At 74.7% G+C, this 18,567-nt stretch carries 15 protein-coding genes; 12 read left to right on the top strand and 3 right to left on the bottom strand.

From position 1 onward, the window contains the following. Positions 1 to 39 precede the first annotated feature (39 nt). Positions 40 to 1,149 (top strand): L-threonine 3-dehydrogenase, encoded by a 1,110-nt coding sequence (tdh, locus tag ACFQ8Y_RS10260; RefSeq protein WP_430585382.1) that lies wholly within the window; start codon positions 40 to 42, stop codon positions 1,147 to 1,149. Positions 1,150 to 1,151: 2 nt separating this feature from the next. Next, positions 1,152 to 2,342, top strand: a complete 1,191-nt coding sequence (locus ACFQ8Y_RS10255; RefSeq protein ID WP_430585381.1) for a glycine C-acetyltransferase — start codon at positions 1,152 to 1,154, stop codon at positions 2,340 to 2,342. A 12-nt stretch (positions 2,343 to 2,354) separates the two neighbouring features. Here ACFQ8Y_RS10255 and ACFQ8Y_RS10250 read toward each other — a convergent pair whose 3' ends face one another. Then, positions 2,355 to 3,245 carry an Fpg/Nei family DNA glycosylase gene (locus tag ACFQ8Y_RS10250; RefSeq protein ID WP_430564600.1) on the bottom strand — a complete coding sequence of 297 codons (891 nt, stop codon included), beginning with the start codon at positions 3,243 to 3,245 and terminating at the stop codon, positions 2,355 to 2,357. A 92-nt stretch (positions 3,246 to 3,337) separates the two neighbouring features. Here ACFQ8Y_RS10250 and ACFQ8Y_RS10245 point away from each other — a divergent pair, with 92 nt between their 5' ends. Beyond that, positions 3,338 to 5,170, top strand: a complete 1,833-nt coding sequence (locus ACFQ8Y_RS10245) for a proline--tRNA ligase (RefSeq protein ID WP_430585380.1) — start codon at positions 3,338 to 3,340, stop codon at positions 5,168 to 5,170. Between the two features lie 28 nt (positions 5,171 to 5,198). Here the strand turns inward: ACFQ8Y_RS10245 and ACFQ8Y_RS10240 are convergent, their stop codons facing one another. Then, positions 5,199 to 6,395, bottom strand: coding sequence for a DUF4439 domain-containing protein (locus tag ACFQ8Y_RS10240; RefSeq protein ID WP_430585379.1), 1,197 nt, complete (start codon positions 6,393 to 6,395; stop codon positions 5,199 to 5,201). A 188-nt stretch (positions 6,396 to 6,583) separates the two neighbouring features. On the opposite strand from ACFQ8Y_RS10240, the gene rimP reads away from it, so the two are divergent. The 6 genes from rimP to truB all read left to right on the top strand — a co-directional run bounded on the left by rimP (position 6,584) and on the right by truB (position 13,202). Beyond that, complete coding sequence (rimP, locus tag ACFQ8Y_RS10235; RefSeq protein ID WP_430585378.1) at positions 6,584 to 7,183, top strand: ribosome maturation factor RimP; 600 nt, start codon at positions 6,584 to 6,586, stop codon at positions 7,181 to 7,183. Positions 7,184 to 7,185: 2 nt separating this feature from the next. Further along, positions 7,186 to 8,253 (top strand): transcription termination factor NusA, encoded by a 1,068-nt coding sequence (gene nusA / locus ACFQ8Y_RS10230; protein ID WP_430549911.1) that lies wholly within the window; start codon positions 7,186 to 7,188, stop codon positions 8,251 to 8,253. 15 nt (positions 8,254 to 8,268) lie between these two features. Continuing rightward, entirely contained in the window at positions 8,269 to 8,613 is a 345-nt protein-coding gene (locus ACFQ8Y_RS10225) for a YlxR family protein (RefSeq protein WP_430549912.1), read from the top strand. 186 nt (positions 8,614 to 8,799) lie between these two features. Next, positions 8,800 to 11,676: a translation initiation factor IF-2 gene (gene infB / locus ACFQ8Y_RS10220; protein ID WP_430549913.1), complete on the top strand. Its 2,877-nt coding sequence runs from the start codon at positions 8,800 to 8,802 to the stop codon at positions 11,674 to 11,676. 105 nt (positions 11,677 to 11,781) lie between these two features. Further along, on the top strand, positions 11,782 to 12,243 hold the full coding sequence (rbfA, locus tag ACFQ8Y_RS10215) for a 30S ribosome-binding factor RbfA (protein ID WP_430549914.1): 462 nt from the start codon (positions 11,782 to 11,784) through the stop codon (positions 12,241 to 12,243). Further along, on the top strand, positions 12,240 to 13,202 hold the full coding sequence (gene truB / locus ACFQ8Y_RS10210) for a tRNA pseudouridine(55) synthase TruB (protein WP_430585377.1): 963 nt from the start codon (positions 12,240 to 12,242) through the stop codon (positions 13,200 to 13,202). The genes rbfA and truB overlap by 4 nt, the downstream gene beginning before the upstream one ends. A gap of 41 nt (positions 13,203 to 13,243) precedes the next feature. On the opposite strand, the gene ACFQ8Y_RS10205 is transcribed toward truB, so the two are convergent. Beyond that, positions 13,244 to 14,362, bottom strand: coding sequence for a hypothetical protein (locus ACFQ8Y_RS10205; RefSeq protein WP_430585376.1), 1,119 nt, complete (start codon positions 14,360 to 14,362; stop codon positions 13,244 to 13,246). A gap of 125 nt (positions 14,363 to 14,487) precedes the next feature. Here ACFQ8Y_RS10205 and ACFQ8Y_RS10200 point away from each other — a divergent pair, with 125 nt between their 5' ends. From ACFQ8Y_RS10200 to ACFQ8Y_RS10190, 3 genes are all read left to right on the top strand, one after another. Then, a complete protein-coding gene (locus tag ACFQ8Y_RS10200) occupies positions 14,488 to 15,081 on the top strand; it encodes a TetR/AcrR family transcriptional regulator (RefSeq protein ID WP_430585375.1) in 594 nt (197 codons plus the stop codon). 93 nt (positions 15,082 to 15,174) lie between these two features. Then, on the top strand, positions 15,175 to 16,149 hold the full coding sequence (locus ACFQ8Y_RS10195) for a bifunctional riboflavin kinase/FAD synthetase (protein ID WP_430549918.1): 975 nt from the start codon (positions 15,175 to 15,177) through the stop codon (positions 16,147 to 16,149). Positions 16,150 to 16,422: 273 nt separating this feature from the next. Further along, positions 16,423 to 18,399 (top strand): heme peroxidase family protein, encoded by a 1,977-nt coding sequence (locus ACFQ8Y_RS10190; protein ID WP_430549919.1) that lies wholly within the window; start codon positions 16,423 to 16,425, stop codon positions 18,397 to 18,399. Positions 18,400 to 18,567 lie beyond the last annotated feature (168 nt).

Here is an 18,567-nt window from a genome sequence, read left to right as displayed (position 1 = left end):
CGGGGTGAGGTCCGTGAGGGGTCGACGGGCGGGACGACGATGAGGGCGCTGTACAAGCCGGGGCCGGGCCCCGGGCTGGAGCTGGTGGAGCGGCCCGAGCCGGAGGCCGGCATCGGCGACGTGAAGATCCGGGTGCTGCGCACCGGCATCTGCGGCACCGACCTGCACATCGACCGCTGGGACGACTGGGCCGCGTCCACGATCGCGGCGCCGCTGGTGCCCGGCCACGAGTTCGTCGGCGAGGTCGTCGAGGTCGGGGAGACGGTGCACGACGTCGCCGTGGGCGACCTCGTCTCGGGCGAGGGGCACATCGTCTGCGGCACCTGCCGCAACTGCCGCGCCGGGCGCCGCCAGATGTGCATCCGCACCCAGGGCCTCGGCCTGCACCGCGACGGCGCGTTCGCCGAGTACGTCGTGCTGCCCGCCACCAACGTGTGGGTGCACCACGCCGAGGTCGACCTGGACGTCGCGGCGATCTTCGACCCGCTCGGCAACGCGGTCCACACGGCGCTCGCGTTCCCGGTGATCGGCGAGGACGTGCTCGTGTCCGGCTGCGGGCCCATCGGGCTCATGGCGATCGCCGTCGCCCGGCACGCGGGCGCCCACCTCGTGGTGGGCACGGACGTCAGCCCGGCCCGGCTCGAGATGGCCAAGGCCATGGGCGCGGACGCCGCCCTCGACGTGCGCACGGCCCGGGTCGCCGACGCGCAGCGCGAGCTCGGCCTGCGCGAGGGGTTCGACGTCGGCTTCGAGATGAGCGGGGCACCGAGCGCGCTGCCCGAGATGATCGAGAACATGAACCACGGCGGGCGGATCGCGATGCTCGGCCTGCCGTCCGGGCCGATCGCCGTCGACTGGGGCACGGTCGTGACGCACATGCTCACGCTCAAGGGCATCTACGGCCGGGAGATGTTCGAGACGTGGCAGGCGATGGACGCGATGCTGCGCACCAGCGCGACCCTGCGGACGGCGATCGCGTCGGTCGTGACCGACCGGCTCCCCGCGAGCCGCTGGCGCGAGGGGTTCGAGGCCGCGGCCTCCGCGCACGGCGGCAAGGTCGTGCTCGACTGGACGGACTGGGACGACGCGCAGGACGACGCGCAGGACGACGCGCAGGACGACGCGCAGGACGACGAGGGGAAGGCGTAGCGATGTACGGGACGTTCCGGGAGCACCTGGCGGGCCAGCTCGCCGAGATCGAGAGCGCGGGTCTCACCAAGCACGAGCGCGGCATCGCCGGCCCGCAGGGCGCGCGCATCCGCGCCGACGGCGCCGAGCTGCTCAACTTCTGCGCCAACAACTACCTCGGGCTGGCCGACGACCCGCGCATCGTCGCGGCGGCGCGGCACGCCCTCGACACGTGGGGCTACGGGCTGGCGAGCGTGCGGTTCATCTGCGGCACGCAGGACCAGCACCGCGACCTGGAGCAGCGCCTGGCGGGCTTCCTGGGGACGGACGACTCGATCCTGTTCTCGTCGTGCTTCGACGCCAACGGCGGGGTCTTCGAGACGCTGTTCGGCGCCGACGACGCGATCGTGTCGGACGCGCTCAACCACGCCTCGCTCATCGACGGCATCCGCCTGTCGAAGGCCGCCCGGTTCCGCTACCGGAACCGGGACATGGCCGACCTCGAGGACCAGCTCCGCGCGGCGCGCGACGGCGGCGCCCGCCACGTCGTGGTCGTCACGGACGGCGTGTTCTCGATGGACGGCTACCTCGCGCCGCTGCGCGAGATCTGCGACCTCGCCGACCGGTACTCCGCGCTCGTCCTCGTGGACGACTCGCACGCGGTGGGGTTCATGGGCGACCACGGCCGCGGGACGCCGGAGCTGCTCGGCGTCGCGGACCGCGTGGACATCCTCACGGGCACGTTCGGCAAGGCCCTGGGCGGCGCGTCCGGCGGCTACGTCGCGGCGCACCAGGAGATCGTCGACCTGCTGCGGCAGCGCGCCCGCCCCTACCTGTTCTCGAACACGCTGGCGCCGACGATCGTGGCGGGCACCCTCACGGCGCTCGACCTCGTGGAGGGCTCCGCGGACCTGCGCGCCCGGCTGACCGAGAACGCCGCCCTGTTCCGTCGTCTCATGACCGAGGCGGGCTTCGACCTGCTGCCCGGCGAGCACCCGATCGTGCCGGTGATGTTCGGCGACGCCGTGCTCGCGGCGAAGGTGGCGGCGGCGATGGGGGAGCGCGGCGTGTACGTCACGGCCTTCTCGTTCCCGGTCGTGCCGCGCGGCGAGGCGCGCATCCGCGTCCAGCTCTCCGCCGCCCACACACCGGAGCAGGTCCGCGCGTGCGTCGACGCCTTCGTGGCGTCGCGCGAGGCGGTCGCGGCAGGCTGACCGGCCGGCCTGCTACTTCAGCAGCCTCGACATCCGCCGGTCGGCGAGCACCTGCCCGCCGGTCTGGCAGGTGGCGCAGTACTGCAGCGAGCGGTCGGCGAAGCTGACCTCGCGCACGACGTCGCCGCAGACCGGGCACGCCTCGCCCGTGCGGCCGTGCACGCGCATCCCCGCGCGCTTGGCGTCCTTGAGCTCCTTGGCGGGCTTGCCCGACGACGCCGCCACGGCGTCGCGCAGGGTGGTGACGACGGCGTCGTGCAGCGCCGCGACCTCGTCCGGGGTGAACGACCGGGTGAGCTTGAACGGCGAGACCCGCGCGACGTGCAGGATCTCGTCGGAGTAGGCGTTGCCGATCCCGGCGATCGCCCGCTGGTCGCGCAGCAGGCCCTTGACCTGCTGGTTCCTGTCCTGCATCAGCGCGGCGAGCGCGTCCGGGGTGAAGGCGTCCGAGAGCGGGTCGACGCCGAGCGTGGCGACCTGCTCCACCTCCTGCGGGTCGCGCACCACGTGCACCGCCAGGCGCTTGCGGGTGCCCGCCTCGGTGAGGTCGAAGCCTGCGCCGTCGTCGAGCCGCACCCGCAGCGCCAGCGCCGCCCCGCGCGACGAGCCGCCCATGCGCGGGCGTACCGGCGTGGTCGGCGCCTGGTCCGACCAGCGCACCCAGCCGCCGCGCGACAGGTGGAACAGCAGGTGCGTCTCGCCGCCGTCGGGACCGACCGTGAGATCGAGCCACTTCCCGTGGCGTGTGACGCCGCGGACCTCCTGGCCGACGAGCGCGGTCACGGGCGGGTCGAACGTCTTGAGCGCGGCGATGGCCGCGACGTCGGCGGCGACGACGCGGTGACCGGTCGTACGAGCGTCGAGGAACTCCGCCAGCGCCTGCACCTCGGGAAGCTCGGGCATGCCGCCATGCTGCCAGCACGGTGCGACGGCGACCAGTGATGCGACGGCGACACCGGCCGGGGGAGGCCCGCCGCGCCGCTAGGCTTGCCCCCATGTCGATCGCGTCCGCCCGTCAGCCCCAGGGCGACCTGCTCCGCCTGTCCCACCTCTTCGTCCGTACCCTGCGCGAGGACCCGGCCGACGCCGAGGTCGCGAGCCACCGGCTGCTGGTGCGCGCCGGCTACATCCGCCGCGCGGCCCCCGGCATCTACTCCTGGCTGCCGCTCGGCCTGCGCGTGCTGGCGAAGATCGAGGCCGTCGTCCGCGAGGAGATGGAGGCGATCGGTGCGCAGGAGGTGCACTTCCCGGCGCTGCTGCCGCGCGAGCCCTACGAGGCCACCGGCCGCTGGACCGAGTACGGCCCCAACCTCTTCCGGCTGCAGGACCGCAAGGAGGCCGACTACCTCCTGGCGCCCACGCACGAGGAGCTGTTCACGCTGCTGGTGAAGGACCTGTACTCGTCGTACAAGGACCTGCCCCTCGCGCTGTACCAGATCCAGACGAAGTACCGCGACGAGGCCCGGCCCCGCGCCGGCCTCATCCGCGGGCGCGAGTTCATCATGAAGGACGCCTACTCTTTCGACATCGACGACGAGGGCCTCGCGGCGGCGTACGAGCGTCAGCGCGGCGCGTACCAGCGGATCTTCGACCGCCTCGGCCTCGACTACGTCATCGTCTCCGCGACCTCCGGCGCGATGGGCGGCTCCCGCTCGGAGGAGTTCCTGTCCCCGTCGCCCATCGGCGAGGACACGTTCGTGCGCTCGGCGGGCGGGTACGCCGCGAACGTCGAGGCCGTGGTCACGCCCGTGCCGGACGCGCTCCCGTACGACGACGCCCCGGCCGCGCACGTCGAGGACACCCCCGACACCCCGACCATCGAGTCGCTGGTGGCGTGCGCGAACGAGAAGCACGCCCGCCCCGACCGTCCCTGGACCGCCGCGGACACGCTGAAGAACGTGGTGCTCGCCGTCACGCACCCGGACGGTCGGCGCGAGCTGCTCGTCGTGGGGCTGCCGGGCGACCGCGAGGTCGACGTCAAGCGTCTCGAGGCCTCCCTCACCCCGGCCGAGGCCGAGCCCGCCACCGAGGCGGACTTCGCCGCGCACCCGGAGCTCGTCAAGGGGTACATCGGCCCCGGCGTGCTGGGGCCGCAGGGCGCGCAGGTCGAGGCCGAGGACGGCTCGACGAGCTCCGCGATCCGGTACCTGCTCGACCCGCGCGTGGTGCCCGGCACCCGGTGGATCACCGGCGCCGACGCCCCGGGCCGGCACGTCTTCGACCTGGTGGCGGGCCGCGACTTCGCCGCCGACGGCACCATCGAGGCGGCCGAGGTGCGCGCCGGCGACCCCGCGCCCGACGGCTCCGGGCCCCTCGAGCTCGCGCGGGGCATCGAGATCGGCCACATCTTCCAGCTCGGCCGCAAGTACGCCGAGGCGCTCGACCTCAAGGTGCTCGACGTGAACGGCAAGGCCGTGACCGTCACCATGGGCTCGTACGGGATCGGCGTGACGCGGGCCCTCGCGGCGCTCGCGGAGGTCAACCACGACGACAAGGGCCTCGCGTGGCCGGCGCACGTCGCGCCCGCGCACGTGCACGTCGTCGCGACCGGCAAGGGCACGGAGGTGTTCGACGCCGCCGAGAAGCTCGCCACCGAGCTGGTCGACGCGGGCGTCGAGGTGATCTACGACGACCGTCCCAAGGCCACGCCCGGCGTGAAGTTCGCCGACGCGGAGCTCTTCGGCGTGCCGCTGATCGTCGTCGTCGGCCGCGGTCTCGCGGACGGCCTGGTGGAGGTGCGCCCGCGCGCCGGAGCGTCGGAGCAGGTCCCCGTGGCCGACGCCGCGCGGGTCGTGACCGAGCGCGTCGCGGCCCTGCTGGCGGACTGACACCACCGCGCGGGACGTCCCGCGGAGGTCAGGCGGACGCGTCGTCCCCGGCCTGCTCCGGCAGGCCGGGGAACGGCTCGGGCTCGGCGCCCCAGTCGTCGAGGGCCACGGCGGAGTCGACCAGCAGGTCGACGAGCACCCCGCGGGTGCCGGCCGCCGTCGTGCCGACGAGGGACGCGTAGTCCGTGGCGAGGTCGTTCTCCAGGTCGATCACCAGCGCGTCGTCGCCCTGGTCCGCGAGCCGCGGCACGGCGTAGGCGGCGCGACGCGGGTCGTCCGCCGTGGCCTGCGTGCCCGCCACGGCAGCCCACCCGTCGGCCCGCTGCGCGTGCACCTCGACCCGCTCGAGCAGCCGTTCGCGCGTCGTGCCCGAGCCGATCGCCGCCCGCAGCTGCAGCGCGTAGCGGGTCGCGTCCTCGGACACGACGAGCGTGCTCAGGTCGTGGGGCGTCAGCCCCTCGGGCACCGGTCCGTCGTCAGCCGCTCCCTCGTCCGCCTGCCCGTCCGCCTCGCCGTCGTCCTGCCCGGTGGCGGAGGCGTCGTCGGAGGGAACGTCGGGGGATGGCACCTCCTGCTCGGCCTCCTCGGCGTCCTCCTCGGTGTCCGCGTCGTCCTGGTCGGCCTCCACCGGCACGGGCACGCGAGGTTCGACGACGTCGGGCCCGGCGACGTCGACCAGCGCCGCGAGGCGCTCGCCCGAGACGGTCTGCGCCGCGCCGACCGACGCCAGCAGCCGGGCCAGCGGCCCGTCGCCGGTGGTCCCGGCGGCCGTCCGCGACCGGGCGGCCGCGTCGTCGAGCGCCTGGACGACGTCGGCCGGGGTCGCCCTGTCCCAGGCCGAGGACTGCGTGTCGGTGGGCGCGCCGGTGGCGAGGCCGGAGTCGTACTCGCCGCCGAGCGCCTCGGCCTGCTCGCGCGAGGACGCGGCGATGCGCGTGAGCTCGGCGACGACACGCTTGCGGGACGTGGGCACCTCCTCGAGCGCGGCCTCGGCGCCGTCGGCCACGAGGAGGGCGTCCGCGACGGCGGTGCGGCGCACCACCTCGAGGCTGTCGGGCACCGGCTCGCCCGCGGGAGGGGCCTCCAGCCGTACCCCGCACCCGGCGAGGAGCCCGACGGCGAGCAGCGCCCCCGCGGCGGCCAGGGGGCGGCGCCGGGCGGCGGTCGGGGCCGCGCCGGTCACGTCGTCGTCGGCGGACCGGTCGGGGGTGGGCTGAGGTTCCATCGAGGCCGATGATGCCACGCGCGCGGCCCCGCCCGTGTGACGTTCCTCCGCCCGTCGGGGGCGGCGGACGGCGCGGGACCGGCCCGTCGTTCGTTACGCTGGTCGCTGCACACAACGACACACCGGCCGCGGGACGTCCCGGCGCGGGAGCACACGGCAGTCCACGACGTGACCCACGGGAGGCAGGGATGGCAGCGCAGCACGGCCGCACGACGGCGGGCGGGGCGAAGGCCGAGGCGGTGCGGCGGGTCGTCACCCCGGCGGTCGACGCCGCGGACCTGTTCCTCGAGGACGTCGTCGTCACGCAGGCCGGCGCGAAGTCGGTCGTGCGCGTCACGGTGGACCTCCCCGAGGACGTGCCGGGCAGCCTCGACTCCGACACCCTCGGCGACGTCTCGCGCGCGATCTCCGCCGCGCTGGACGCCGACGACGTCGTCCCCGGCGCGTACACGCTCGAGATCTCGACGCCCGGCACCTCCCGGCCGCTGACCGAGGTGCGCCACTTCCGGCGCGCCCGCGGCCGCCTGGTGGTGCTGCGGCTGCGCACGGGGGGCACGACGTCGGGCCGCCTGGTGGACGTCGAGGCCGGGGTGGGCGACGACGCGGAGCTCGTGCTGGAGGACGGCACCCGGGTGCCCCTCGCCGACGTGCGCCAGGGCAAGATCGAGGTCGAGCTGAAGCGCCTGGACGAGGCGCCCCTCGACACGGACACGGACACGGACACGGACACGGACACGGGCGCCGCCCGGGACCACACCACGGGCTCTGCCCGTCACGAGGAGGGCTGACGATGGACATCGACATGAGCACGCTTCGGCTGCTGGAGCGGGAGCGGGACATCAGCCTCGACGTCCTCGTGGAAGCGATCGAGCAGGCGCTGCTGTCGGCCTACCACCGCACGCCCGACGCCTACCCGCGCGCCCGCGTCGAGGTGGACCGCAAGTCCGGCCACGTCGCCGTGTGGGCGCGCGAGGAGATCCGCACGCCGGACCCCGAGGACCCCGAGGCGCGGCCCACGATCGAGCTGGGGCCCGAGTTCGACCACACGCCCGCGGACTTCGGCCGCATCGCCACGGCGACGGCGCGGCAGGTCATCGTGCAGCGGCTGCGCGACGCCGAGGACGACCAGGTGCTCGGCATGTTCCGCGGCAAGGAGGGCGAGGTCCTCGCCGGCGTCATCCAGCAGGGCCGCGACCCGCGGGTCGTCCTCGTGGACGTGGGCGGCACCGAGGCCGTCCTGCCGCCGCACGAGCAGGTGCCCACCGAGGAGTACGTGCACGGCGAGCGGCTGCGCGCCTACGTGGTCGAGGTGTCGCGGGGGATGAAGGGCGCCCAGGTGGTGCTGAGCCGCACGCACCCGGGCCTGGTGCGCAAGCTCTTCGAGCTCGAGGTCCCGGAGATCGCGGACGGTGCCGTCGAGATCACGGCCATCGCCCGCGAGGCGGGTCACCGGTCCAAGGTCGCCGTCCGGTCCAAGGTGGCCGGGCTGAACGCCAAGGGCGCCTGCATCGGCCCGATGGGAGCGCGCGTGCGTGCCGTCATGGCGGAGCTGCACGGGGAGAAGATCGACATCGTCGACCACAGCGACGACCCCGCCCGCTTCGTGGCCAACGCGCTCTCGCCGGCACGTGTGACCTCCGTCACCGTGGTCGACGCCGACGCCAAGGCCGCGCGGGCGGTCGTGCCGGACTACCAGCTGTCGCTCGCGATCGGCAAGGAGGGGCAGAACGCCCGTCTCGCCGCGAAGCTGACGGGCTGGCGCATCGACATCCGGTCGGACGAGGCGGCGCCCGCCGGCGGCGGTGTGGAGGGCGACGACGCAGGTGGCCCCGCGGCGAGCCGCGGGGCCGAGGGCTGAGGCCGGTCACGGCACGTGGGTCGTCGCGCTAGACTGTCGGGGACCGGGCCACGCGCCCAGCCCTCGACCTCCCCACGTACCCCTCCGGAAACCTCCGGCCCGGTACGGACGTGCGTCGGGTGCAGGGAGCGTGACCAGCGGTCCGCTCTTCTGCGGCTGGTGCTCGAGCCGTCGGGACGCGAGGGAGTCCTCGTGGTCGACGTGCGAGGGTGCCTGCCGGGGCGTGGCGCCTGGATCCATCCGACGCCCGCCTGCCTGGCGCTCGCCGAGCGTCGTCGGGCCGTGCCGCGCGCCCTGCGCGTCACGGGGCCCCTCGACCTCTCCGGCGTCCGGGAACACCTGGAGCGGCGAGACCGTTGAGTCCCTCCGGTCCGCACCGCCACCCGGCGGCCGGACCATCGCGACCGAGCATGCTCGGCCGCACCCACTGAAGTCGACAAGGAAGCGGGTCAGAAGCCGATGGGCACCCGATGAGTTCCGTGCGATGAGTACTCGGTACTAACGACGGTCCTCCCTGTCTCGCAGGAGGGCCGAGACAGGAGAGTTGTGGCGAAGATCCGCGTTCACGAGCTGGCCAAGCAGCTCGGGGTGGAGAGCAAGACCCTGCTCGCCGACCTGAAGTCGGCGGGCGAGTTCGTCCGTTCGGCGTCCTCGACGCTCGAGGCACCGGTCGAGCGAGCCATGCGCGACAAGTACAAGGGCGCGGCCCCCGCGTCCTCGGGCGCCCCGGCGAGCAAGCCCGCCGAGCCGAAGGCTGCGGCGCCCCGCGCCGAGCAGAAGCCCGCTCCGGCGAAGCCTGCCCCCAAGCCCGCCGCGCAGAAGCCGACGCCCGCGCCCGAGGCCGAGGCGCCCGCCGCCCCGGCGGCGGCCGCGACGCCCGCCGCGGCAGCGCCGGAGTCCCCGGCCAGGCCCGCCAACCGTCCCGGCGCGCCGACCCCCGGTCCGCGTCCCGCGGCGCCGAAGCCGGCACCGGCCGCGCGCGAGCAGCGCGACGGCGGGCGTGACGGTGGTCGCGACGGCGGCAAGGGCGGCCGCTCCCCGCGTCCGGGCAACAACCCGTTCGCGTCGAGCCAGGGCATGCCGCGCCAGGGGCAGCGCCCCGGCGGCGCCGGTGGCCCGCGCCCGGGCAACAACCCGTTCGCGTCCAGCCAGGGCATGCCGCGCCCCGGTCAGCGCCCGGACCGCGGCGAGGCCGCGCCCGAGCGTTCCGGCGAGCGTCCGGGCGGTCCCCGTCCGGGTGGCCCCCGTCCCGGTGGCCCGCGTCCCGCGGCGCCCCGTCCCGGCGGGCCGCGCCCCAACCCCGGCATGATGCCGGGCAAGACCTCGATGCCGCGCCCCGGCGAGCGTCCGGCGCCCTCGGGCGGCGGTCGTGGCGGCCGCGGTGGCGGTCCCGGTGGCGGCCCCGGCGGTGGCGGTGGCTTCCGTCCCGGCGGTGGCGGCGGCTTCGGCGGCCGTCCCGGCGGCCGTGGTGGCGCCGGTCGCGGCTCCACGCAGGGTGCGTTCGGCCGCGCAGGCGGCCGTCCGGTCCGCGGGCGGAAGTCGAAGCGCGCGAAGCGCCAGGAGTTCGAGCAGATGCAGGCGCCGTCGCTCGGCGGCGTGCAGGTGCCCCGCGGCAACGGTTCGACCGTCGTCCGCCTGCGCCACGGCTCGTCGCTGAACGACTTCGCGGACAAGATCGACGCGAACCCCGCCAGCCTGGTCACGGTGCTGTTCCACCTCGGTGAGATGGCGACCGCGACGCAGTCGCTGGACGAGGACACGTTCGGCACGCTCGCGAACGAGCTCGGGTACGTCATCGAGATGGTCTCGGCCGAGGAGGAGGACCGGGAGCTGCTCGGGGCCTTCGACATCGACCTCGACGCCGAGCTCGAGGGCGAGTCCGACGAGGACCTCGCGGCGCGTCCTCCGGTCGTCACCGTCATGGGCCACGTCGACCACGGCAAGACGCGTCTTCTCGACGCGATCCGCCAGACCGACGTCGTCTCCGGCGAGGCCGGCGGCATCACCCAGCACATCGGTGCCTACCAGGTGCGCCGGGAGCACGAGGGCGTCGAGCGTCCGATCACGTTCATCGACACCCCGGGTCACGAGGCGTTCACCGCCATGCGTGCCCGTGGTGCCCAGGTGACCGACATCGCGATCCTCGTGGTCGCCGCCGACGACGGCGTCATGCCGCAGACGGTGGAGGCGCTCAACCACGCCCAGGCGGCCAACGTGCCGATCGTGGTCGCGGTGAACAAGGTGGACAAGGAGGGGGCCAACCCCGACAAGATCCGCCAGCAGCTCACCGAGTACAACCTGGTGGCCGAGGAGTACGGCGGCGACACGATGTTCGTCGACGTGTCCGCGAAGCAGAACCAGGGCATCGACCAGCTCCTCGAGGCCGTGCTGCTCACGGCCGACGCCTCGCTGGACCTCCGGGCGAACCCGGACAAGGACGCGCGAGGCGTGGCCATCGAGGCCAACCTCGACAAGGGCCGCGGCGCCGTCGCGACCGTCCTGGTCCAGTCGGGCACGCTGCACGTCGGCGACGCGATCGTCGCGGGCACGGCCCACGGCCGCGTGCGCGCCATGTTCGACGAGCACGGCACCGCGCTGACCGAGGCGGGCCCGGCCCGACCGGTCCTGGTGCTCGGCCTGGCGTCCGTGCCGAGCGCCGGCGACACCTTCCTGGTGGCGCCGGACGAGCGCACCGCCCGGCAGATCGCCGAGAAGCGCGAGGCGGCCGAGCGCGCCGCCCTCCTGGCCAAGCGCCGCAAGCGCATCAGCCTCGAGGACTTCACCAAGGCGCTCGAGCAGGGCAAGGTCGAGACCCTCAACCTGGTCCTCAAGGGCGACGTCTCCGGTGCCGTCGAGGCCCTGGAGGACGCGCTGCTCAAGATCGACGTGGGCGACGAGGTCGAGCTGCGGGTCATCCACCGCGGTGTCGGTGCGATCACGCAGAACGACGTCAACCTGGCCACGGTCGACAACGCGATCATCATCGGCTTCAACGTGAAGTTCGGTGAGCGTGTCGAGGACCTCGCGGACCGCGAGGGCGTCGAGGTCAAGTTCTACTCGGTCATCTACCAGGCGATCGACGACGTCGAGGCAGCCCTCAAGGGGATGCTCAAGCCGGAGTACGAGGAGGCCCAGCTGGGCACCGCGGAGATCCGCCAGGTCTTCCGCTCCTCGAAGTTCGGCAACATCGCGGGTTCGATCGTCCGGTCGGGCACCATCCGCCGCAACACCAAGGCGCGCGTCCTGCGCAACGGCAAGATCGTCGGGGACGACCTCACGATCGAGTCGCTGCGCCGCGAGAAGGACGACGTCACCGAGGTCCGCGAGGGCTTCGAGTGCGGTATCGGACTCGGGTCGTTCAACGACGTCACCGAGGGTGACATCATCGAGACCTTCGAGATGCGCGAGAAGCCGCGCGCCTGACGGTCGCGCCGCACGGTACAGCCCGACGGCGTCCCGCACCGGCCCCGCTCCGACAGGAGCAGGGCCGGGCGGGGCGCCGTCGGCGTCGAGAGAGGGAGACACACTATGCCCGGCCCCCAGGGCAACAACCGGCCCGAGAACCCGCGCGCCCGCAAGCTGGCGGACCGCATCAAGGAGATCGTCGCGCAGCTGCTCGACACGCGGATCAAGGACCCGCGTCTCGGCTTCGTCACGGTGACCGACGTCCGCGTGACCGGCGACCTGCAGAACGCCTCGATCTTCTACACCGTGCTCGGCACGGACGAGGAGCGGGCGGGCACGGCCGCGGCGCTGGAGAGTGCCAAGGGCATGATCCGCTCGGAGGTCGGCAAGCAGACCGGCGTGCGGCTCACCCCGACCATCGAGTTCTTCCTGGACTCGATGCCGGAGAACGCCGCGCACCTGGATGCCGCGCTCCTGGAGGCCCAGCGCCGGGACGCCGAGCTCGCCGCGCTGCGCGAGGGCAAGGGGTTCGCCGGCGACGAGGACCCGTACCGCAAGGCGCGCGAGGACGACGAGGACGAGTGAGCGGCCCCGGGGAGCGTCCGCCCCGCCGCCCGACCGCGCCCGACGGGTTCCTGGTGGTCGACAAGCCCGCGGGCTGGACCAGCCACGACGTCGTCGGCCGGTGCCGGCGGCTGGCGGGCACCCGCAAGGTCGGCCACGCGGGCACGCTCGACCCGATGGCGACGGGCGTGCTCGTCGTCGGGGTCGGCCGGGCCACGAAGCTGCTCACGTACGTGGTCGGGGCGGACAAGGCGTACGACGCGACGATCCGCCTGGGCGCCACCACCAGCACCGACGACGCGGAGGGCGAGGTCGTCGAGGCGCGCGGTGTCGGCGAAGGCGTCGACGACGCCGCCCTGGCGCGCGAGGTGGCCGTCCTGACGGGGGAGATCCGGCAGGTGCCCACCACGGTGAGCGCGATCAAGGTCGACGGCAAGCGTGCCTACGCGCGCGCCCGGGCGGGGGAGGACGTGGTCCTGGAGGCCCGGCCGGTCACCGTGAGCCGCTTCGACGTGCACGCCACGCGGCCCGCGACGGCGGGCGACGGCGTGGCCGCGCTCGACGTCGACGTGACCGTCGTCGTGTCCTCGGGGACGTACGTCCGGGCGCTGGCCCGCGACCTGGGCGCCGCGCTCGGGACGGGCGGCCACCTCACGGCGCTGCGCCGTACGCGGGTGGGTGGCTACGACCTCGGCACGGCCCGCACGCTCGAGGAGCTCGAGGCCCAGGCCGACGCCGACGGCGTGCTCGCGACGGTGCCGCTCGCGGACGCCGCCCGGGCGACGTTCCCCGTGCGCGAGCTCACGCCGGACGAGGCGCGCGCCCTCGGCTACGGCCAGTGGGTGCCCGCGAGCGGCGAGCGGGGCACGGTCGCCGCGATCGGGCCGGACGGCGCGCTGGTCGCGCTGCTGGAGGACACCCGGCGGCGGGGCGAGGCGCTGGCGAAGCCCGTGCTCGTCCTCGCCCCGGCCGGCGGCTGACCCGGGCCGCTCGAGGCGGCCCGGGCGCAGCGCGGTGCGCGTCAGCCCTGCGGGGCCGGCTCGGCGAGCCGGGCGGCGCGTTCCAGCGCCTCGTCGCGCGCGGCCTCGGCGTCGGGCTCGACGCCGCCCGCGGTGCGCAGGTGCCCCACGAGCGACATCACGACGCCTGCGCCCGCCCAGAGCCCGAGGGCGAGCCAGGCGCGCCCCGCGTCGGCGGCCGGGAAGTAGGACAGGTCGCGCAGCAGGGTGGCGCCCGCGCCCGGCGGGAACCACTGGCCGATCGCGCCCCAGTGCCACGGGAGGAACTCGGGCGGCATGGTGGCGCCGGAGATCGGGTTGGCGACCAGCATCATCGTGACGGCTCCGAGAGCGATGCCGGCCCGACCGAGCAGTGCCACGAACCCGGTGATGGGCGCGGCGACGGCCGCCAGGGCGAGGGCGGCGGCACCGGCGTTCGTCCACCAGTCGCCCTGCAGCGCCCCGAACCAGGACTGCAGCACCGCCACCAGGACGACGCCGCCCGCGGCCGCATAGACCGACACGGCGAGCACCCGGCGCACGGCGCCCACCACGAGCAGCGAGATCGCGATCCCGCCGATCATCCCGCCGAGCAGCAGAGGGAACATGGCCGCCGTCAGCCCGGCGCCCCGCGGGTCGTCGGCGGACAGGGGCACGACGTCGGTCACGGCGACGGTGGGAGCGGCGGACGCGTCCGCCCCCGAGGCGAGCGCCTGCTGGGCGAGCCCGTCCTGCAGCTGGCCCGCCGCCGCGGTGAGGAGCTGGCTCGTCACCGTGCTCGCGGCCGAGGCCGTGAGCACCTCGGGCGTCTCGCCCAGCACGATCGCGCCGTAGACGTCGCGGGACTCGACCGCGGCGACGGCGGCGTCGCGGTCGGCGACCGGCACGAGGTCGAGCGCTCCGGGCTGTGCCTCGTCGAGGGTGGCACCGAGGCCCGCGACGGCCTGCTCCGGGCCGGCGACGGCCACCGGGAGGTCCTTGGGCTCGGCGGTGACGGCGGGCCAGGAGAAGGCGAGCACGAGCACGCCGACGACGGCGGCGACGCCGAGCGCCACGGCTACGACCCGGCCCCACGGGGTGCGGGGGACCGGGCGCGGCGGGGAGGTGGGCGGTGCGGCGGGGGCGACGGTCGTCGACGACATGGTGGTCTCCGGTGCTGAGGACTGGGTCGAGAAATCCAAAAACGAATGTTCGTTCTTTATGGCAAGCCTGCGCGGGTGTCCCTAGACTTGTCAACCGTCCGCCAGTGCCCTCGGGAAGGGGTCCGATGCCACGAGTGACCGAGGCGCACCGCGAGGCGCGGCGCGCGCAGATCCGGGCCGCGGCCCTGCGGGCGTTCACCGCCAAGGGCTACCAGCGAGCCTCCATCTCCGACGTCGTCGCCGAGTCGGGGCTGTCGGCGGGCGCGATCTACGGCCACTACGACGGCAAGCAGGCGCTCTTCGCCGCGGTCGCCGAGGAGGTGCTCTCCCGGCGCACCACGGAGATCGACGCCGCCGGCGACGACGGGGTCCCGCCCTCGCCGATCGAGGTGCTCACGATCCTCACGGGCGGCATGGCCCGGGACCTCGAGGACGGGAAGGTGCTCGTCCAGCTCTGGTCGGAGTCCACCGTGGACCCGGTGATCCACGATGTCGTCCAGCACGTCGTCGTCGACCTGCGGAACGTCCTGACCGCTGCGCTGCAGGCGTGGTTCGGGGCGCGGCCCGACCTGGCGCCCGACGGGCCCGACGCCGCGGCGCGGTTGCTGCTCCCCGTGATGATGGGGCTGGGCCAGGGGTTTCTCATGCAGCGCGCGCTGCTCGACGACTTCGACCCGGAGCGCTATCTCACGGCCGCCGCGGCGGTGCTCCCGGGGTGAGGCGGTCCGCGGCCCCGGCGTCGGTCTATCCTTGACGGTCGGCACCCGGCGCGGGTGCCGACGGCCGGCCATCGACGAGACGGAGCGCGACGCGTGCAGGTGTTCACGGACCTGGACCAGGTCCCCGACGGGTTCGGTCCGTCGGTCGTCACGATCGGCAACTTCGACGGCGTCCACCGCGGTCACCAGGCCGTGCTGGGGCGCCTCGTGGGCCTGGCCCGCGCCGACGAACGGCTCGCGGTGGCGCTCACCTTCGACCCGCACCCGGCCCAGGTGCACCGCCCGGAGACGGCGCCGGAGCTCCTGACGGGGCTGCGCGACCGGCTCGACCTCATGGGCCGTGCGGGCCTCGACGCCGTGCTGGTCGTGCCGTACACGCTCGACCTCGCCGCGCTGACGCCGGAGGAGTTCGTCACCCGGTACCTCACGGGCGGCCTGGGCGCACGCACCGTCGTCGTCGGGCACGACGTGCGGTTCGGCAAGGGCAACGCCGGCACGCTCGCCACGATGGTGGAGCTCGGAGGCACGCACGGCTTCGAGGTCGTGGCCGTGGACGACGTGGGCGAGTGCGCGCCGGGCAGCGCCGGGGCCCGCGAGCGCTGGTCGTCGTCGGCGGCGCGCGCGCTGCTCGCCGAGGGCGACGTGGCGCAGGCGGCCGAGGTGCTCGGCCGCCCCCACCGGGTGCGCGGCACCGTGGTGCACGGGGACGCGCGCGGGCGCGAGCTCGGCTTTCCCACCGCGAACCTCGGCCACGTCGAGGGCATGGTCCCCGCCGACGGCGTGTACGCCGGTCGGCTGCTGCGGCCGGCGCTCGCCCAGGAGGACCCCGGGAACCCCGACGCGGACCTGCCCGCCGCCATCTCCGTGGGCACCAACCCGACCTTCGACGGCGTGGAGCGCCGCGTCGAGGCCTACGTGCTCGACCGTGACGACCTGGACCTCTACGGGGAGACGGTCGTGCTGGAGCTGGTCGAGCGGCTGCGCCCGACCCTGCGCTTCGACGGCATTGATCCGCTCATCGAGCAGATGCACGCGGACGTCGCGCGGGCGCGCGACATCCTGCGCTGACCCGCGCGAGCGGGTGAAAGTCCCCGCGGCCGGTCACGGCCGCGGGGGAGGTCCCTCCTTCCTGGCGTGACGGACCGGGCGTGCCCGGTCCGTGGGCCGCGGTGACACCGCGGGCCCGTCGCGGCGCGCCACCGCCCTCCCTGATCCACGGCGGTGGCCGCGTCGCAGCGCGCAGTCCCGGGCCGCCTCCCGTGCTGATCGCCGGTGGCGGCCCGGGACCCGCCCCGCGCCGGGCGGCGCCCGGCGCCCGCTTCTCCCGAGAGGGGCAGAGCCATGGCGGCTCAGCAGACCATCGAGCAGGAAGCGCCCGAGCCCGGGCACGACCTCCACTCGGACCCGGTCGGCCGGACGGTGCGCAGCGTGCGCCACGGCGGCCAGGTGCGCCCGCGCCCGCGACCCCGACCGCGACCGGATCCCGACCCGGGGTCGTCGCCGGCCCCGTTGCTCCACGAGACGGAGCTCGCCGTCCTGCGCGACATCGTGGAGGACCGCTTCGAGGCGACGACGTCGTTCGACTACCTCTTCCGCGGCCTGCGCGGGCACTTCCCCGCCGCGCACCTGCCGGTCACCGACGGCGGCGACCCGCCCGAAGGGCCGGTCGCGGGACCCACCGTGGACGCGGTCGTCGCGGCCCTGAAGAAGCTCGGCGCCGGGATGATCGAGCCGGCGGGCCCGCCGAACCCGGCGCTGGACTCGACGATCCCCGCGATCTACACCTACTGGGGCCAGTTCATCGACCACGACATCACGCTCAACACCAACGGCCCGGACGGTCCGCCGGAGGCGGGGGAGCGGCCCCGGCCGGGCGACCTCGTGCTGGGCGACATCGTCTCCGACCCGTTCACGGCGTTCCCGCCGGAGGTCGTGGTCCGCAGCCTGCACAACGGTCGGCACCCGTTCCTCAACCTCGACAGCCTGTACGGCAGCGGGCCGCGGTTCCCGGGTGAGGCCGGACGGCGGACCACCCGCAGCGAGGCCGCGTACGCCACGACCGACCAGACCAAGCTCGCGCTCGGTCGGGTGGCGACGACCCCGATCCCGGGGTTCGAGCTCGTCCCGCCGGGCGACGACCCGCAGCGCGACCTGCCGCGGTTCTCGTCGGAGGAGATCGCAGGACTCGACGTCCCGGAGGACGAGCGGCCGGCCCCCGGTTCGGCGAAGATCCCCGACGGGCGCAACGACGAGAACCTCGTCGTGGCCCAGCTGCACCTGGGGTTGATCCGGTTCCACAACGCGGTCGTGGACTGGGTCCGCCGCACCGAGCCGTGGCTCACGGTGGACGAGCGGGCGGTCTTCGACCGCGCCCAGCAGCTCACCCAGCACCACTACCAGTGGCTGGTGGTCCACGACTACCTGCGCACGCTCACCAAGCCGGGGGTGCTGGACGAGGTGCTCGTCGAGCCGTCGCTGCTCTTCCGGCCCCGTCGCAAGGTCGCCATGCCGCTGGAGTTCGCCGTGGCCGCGTTCCGGTTCGGGCACTCGATGGTGCGCAACGGCTACGACTTCAACCTCAACTTCGGCAAGGTCGTGCCACCGGCGGCGCCGCCGCGGGCCGCGTTCGCGAGCCTGGTGCAGCTGTTCGAGTTCACCGGGGGCGGCGGGCTGGTCCCCACCGGGGCGCCGCCCGGCGAGGTGCTCCCGTCCAACTGGCCGATCGACTGGGCCCGCTTCGTCGACAAGGGCGACCCGGACCGCCGGCGTTCCGCGGCGAAGATCGACCCGTTCCTGGCGGCCGGCCTGGCCACCATGCTCAAGGAGGGCACCGACCCCGGCCTGGCCCCGGAGATCAGCGCCCTGCTCAAGCAGCTCGCGCAGCGCAACCTGCTGCGGGGGTACTGGCTGTCCCTGCCCACCGGGGAGGCTGTGGCCGAGGCGCTGCACGTGCCGGCCCTGTCCGCCGAGCAGCTCACCCGCGGCGCCGCGCAGGGCGTCAAGGACGCCCTGGCGGAGCTCGACGGCACGCCCCTGTGGTATTACGTGCTCAAGGAGGCCGAGATCCAGGGGAACGGCAACTTCCTCGGCGACGTCGGCAGCCGGATCCTGTGCGAGACGTTCGTCTACCTGCTCAAGGCCGACGACACGTCGTACCTCGCCACGGGCTGGACCCCGGCGCAGGGGGTACGGATCGACGGCGGGAAGATGATCACGACGATCGGCGACCTGCTCCGCTTCGCCGGCGTCCTGACCCTCGACGACGGCACGACGTTCCGCCAGGTCGACGGCCGTCCGGCGGGTCACGACGGCGACTGAACCGTCCCCTGCTGTGTCGTGGCACACGTCGCGGCGCCCCCCCCCCCCCCGCGGGGGGCGCCCGCGGTCGTGGGGGCGGGGGGGGGGGGGGGGGGGGGGGGGGGGGGGGGTGCCCCCCCGGCCTTGGGCCCCGGGGGTCCGCCCCACCCCCGGGCCCTTGTCCGGGAC

This window comes from Isoptericola sp. NPDC056605 (assembly GCF_042792795.1).
In the GTDB taxonomy this organism is placed as follows: Bacteria; Actinomycetota; Actinomycetes; order Actinomycetales; family Cellulomonadaceae; genus Isoptericola.
This window is presented reverse-complemented; position numbering and strand designations above follow the sequence as displayed.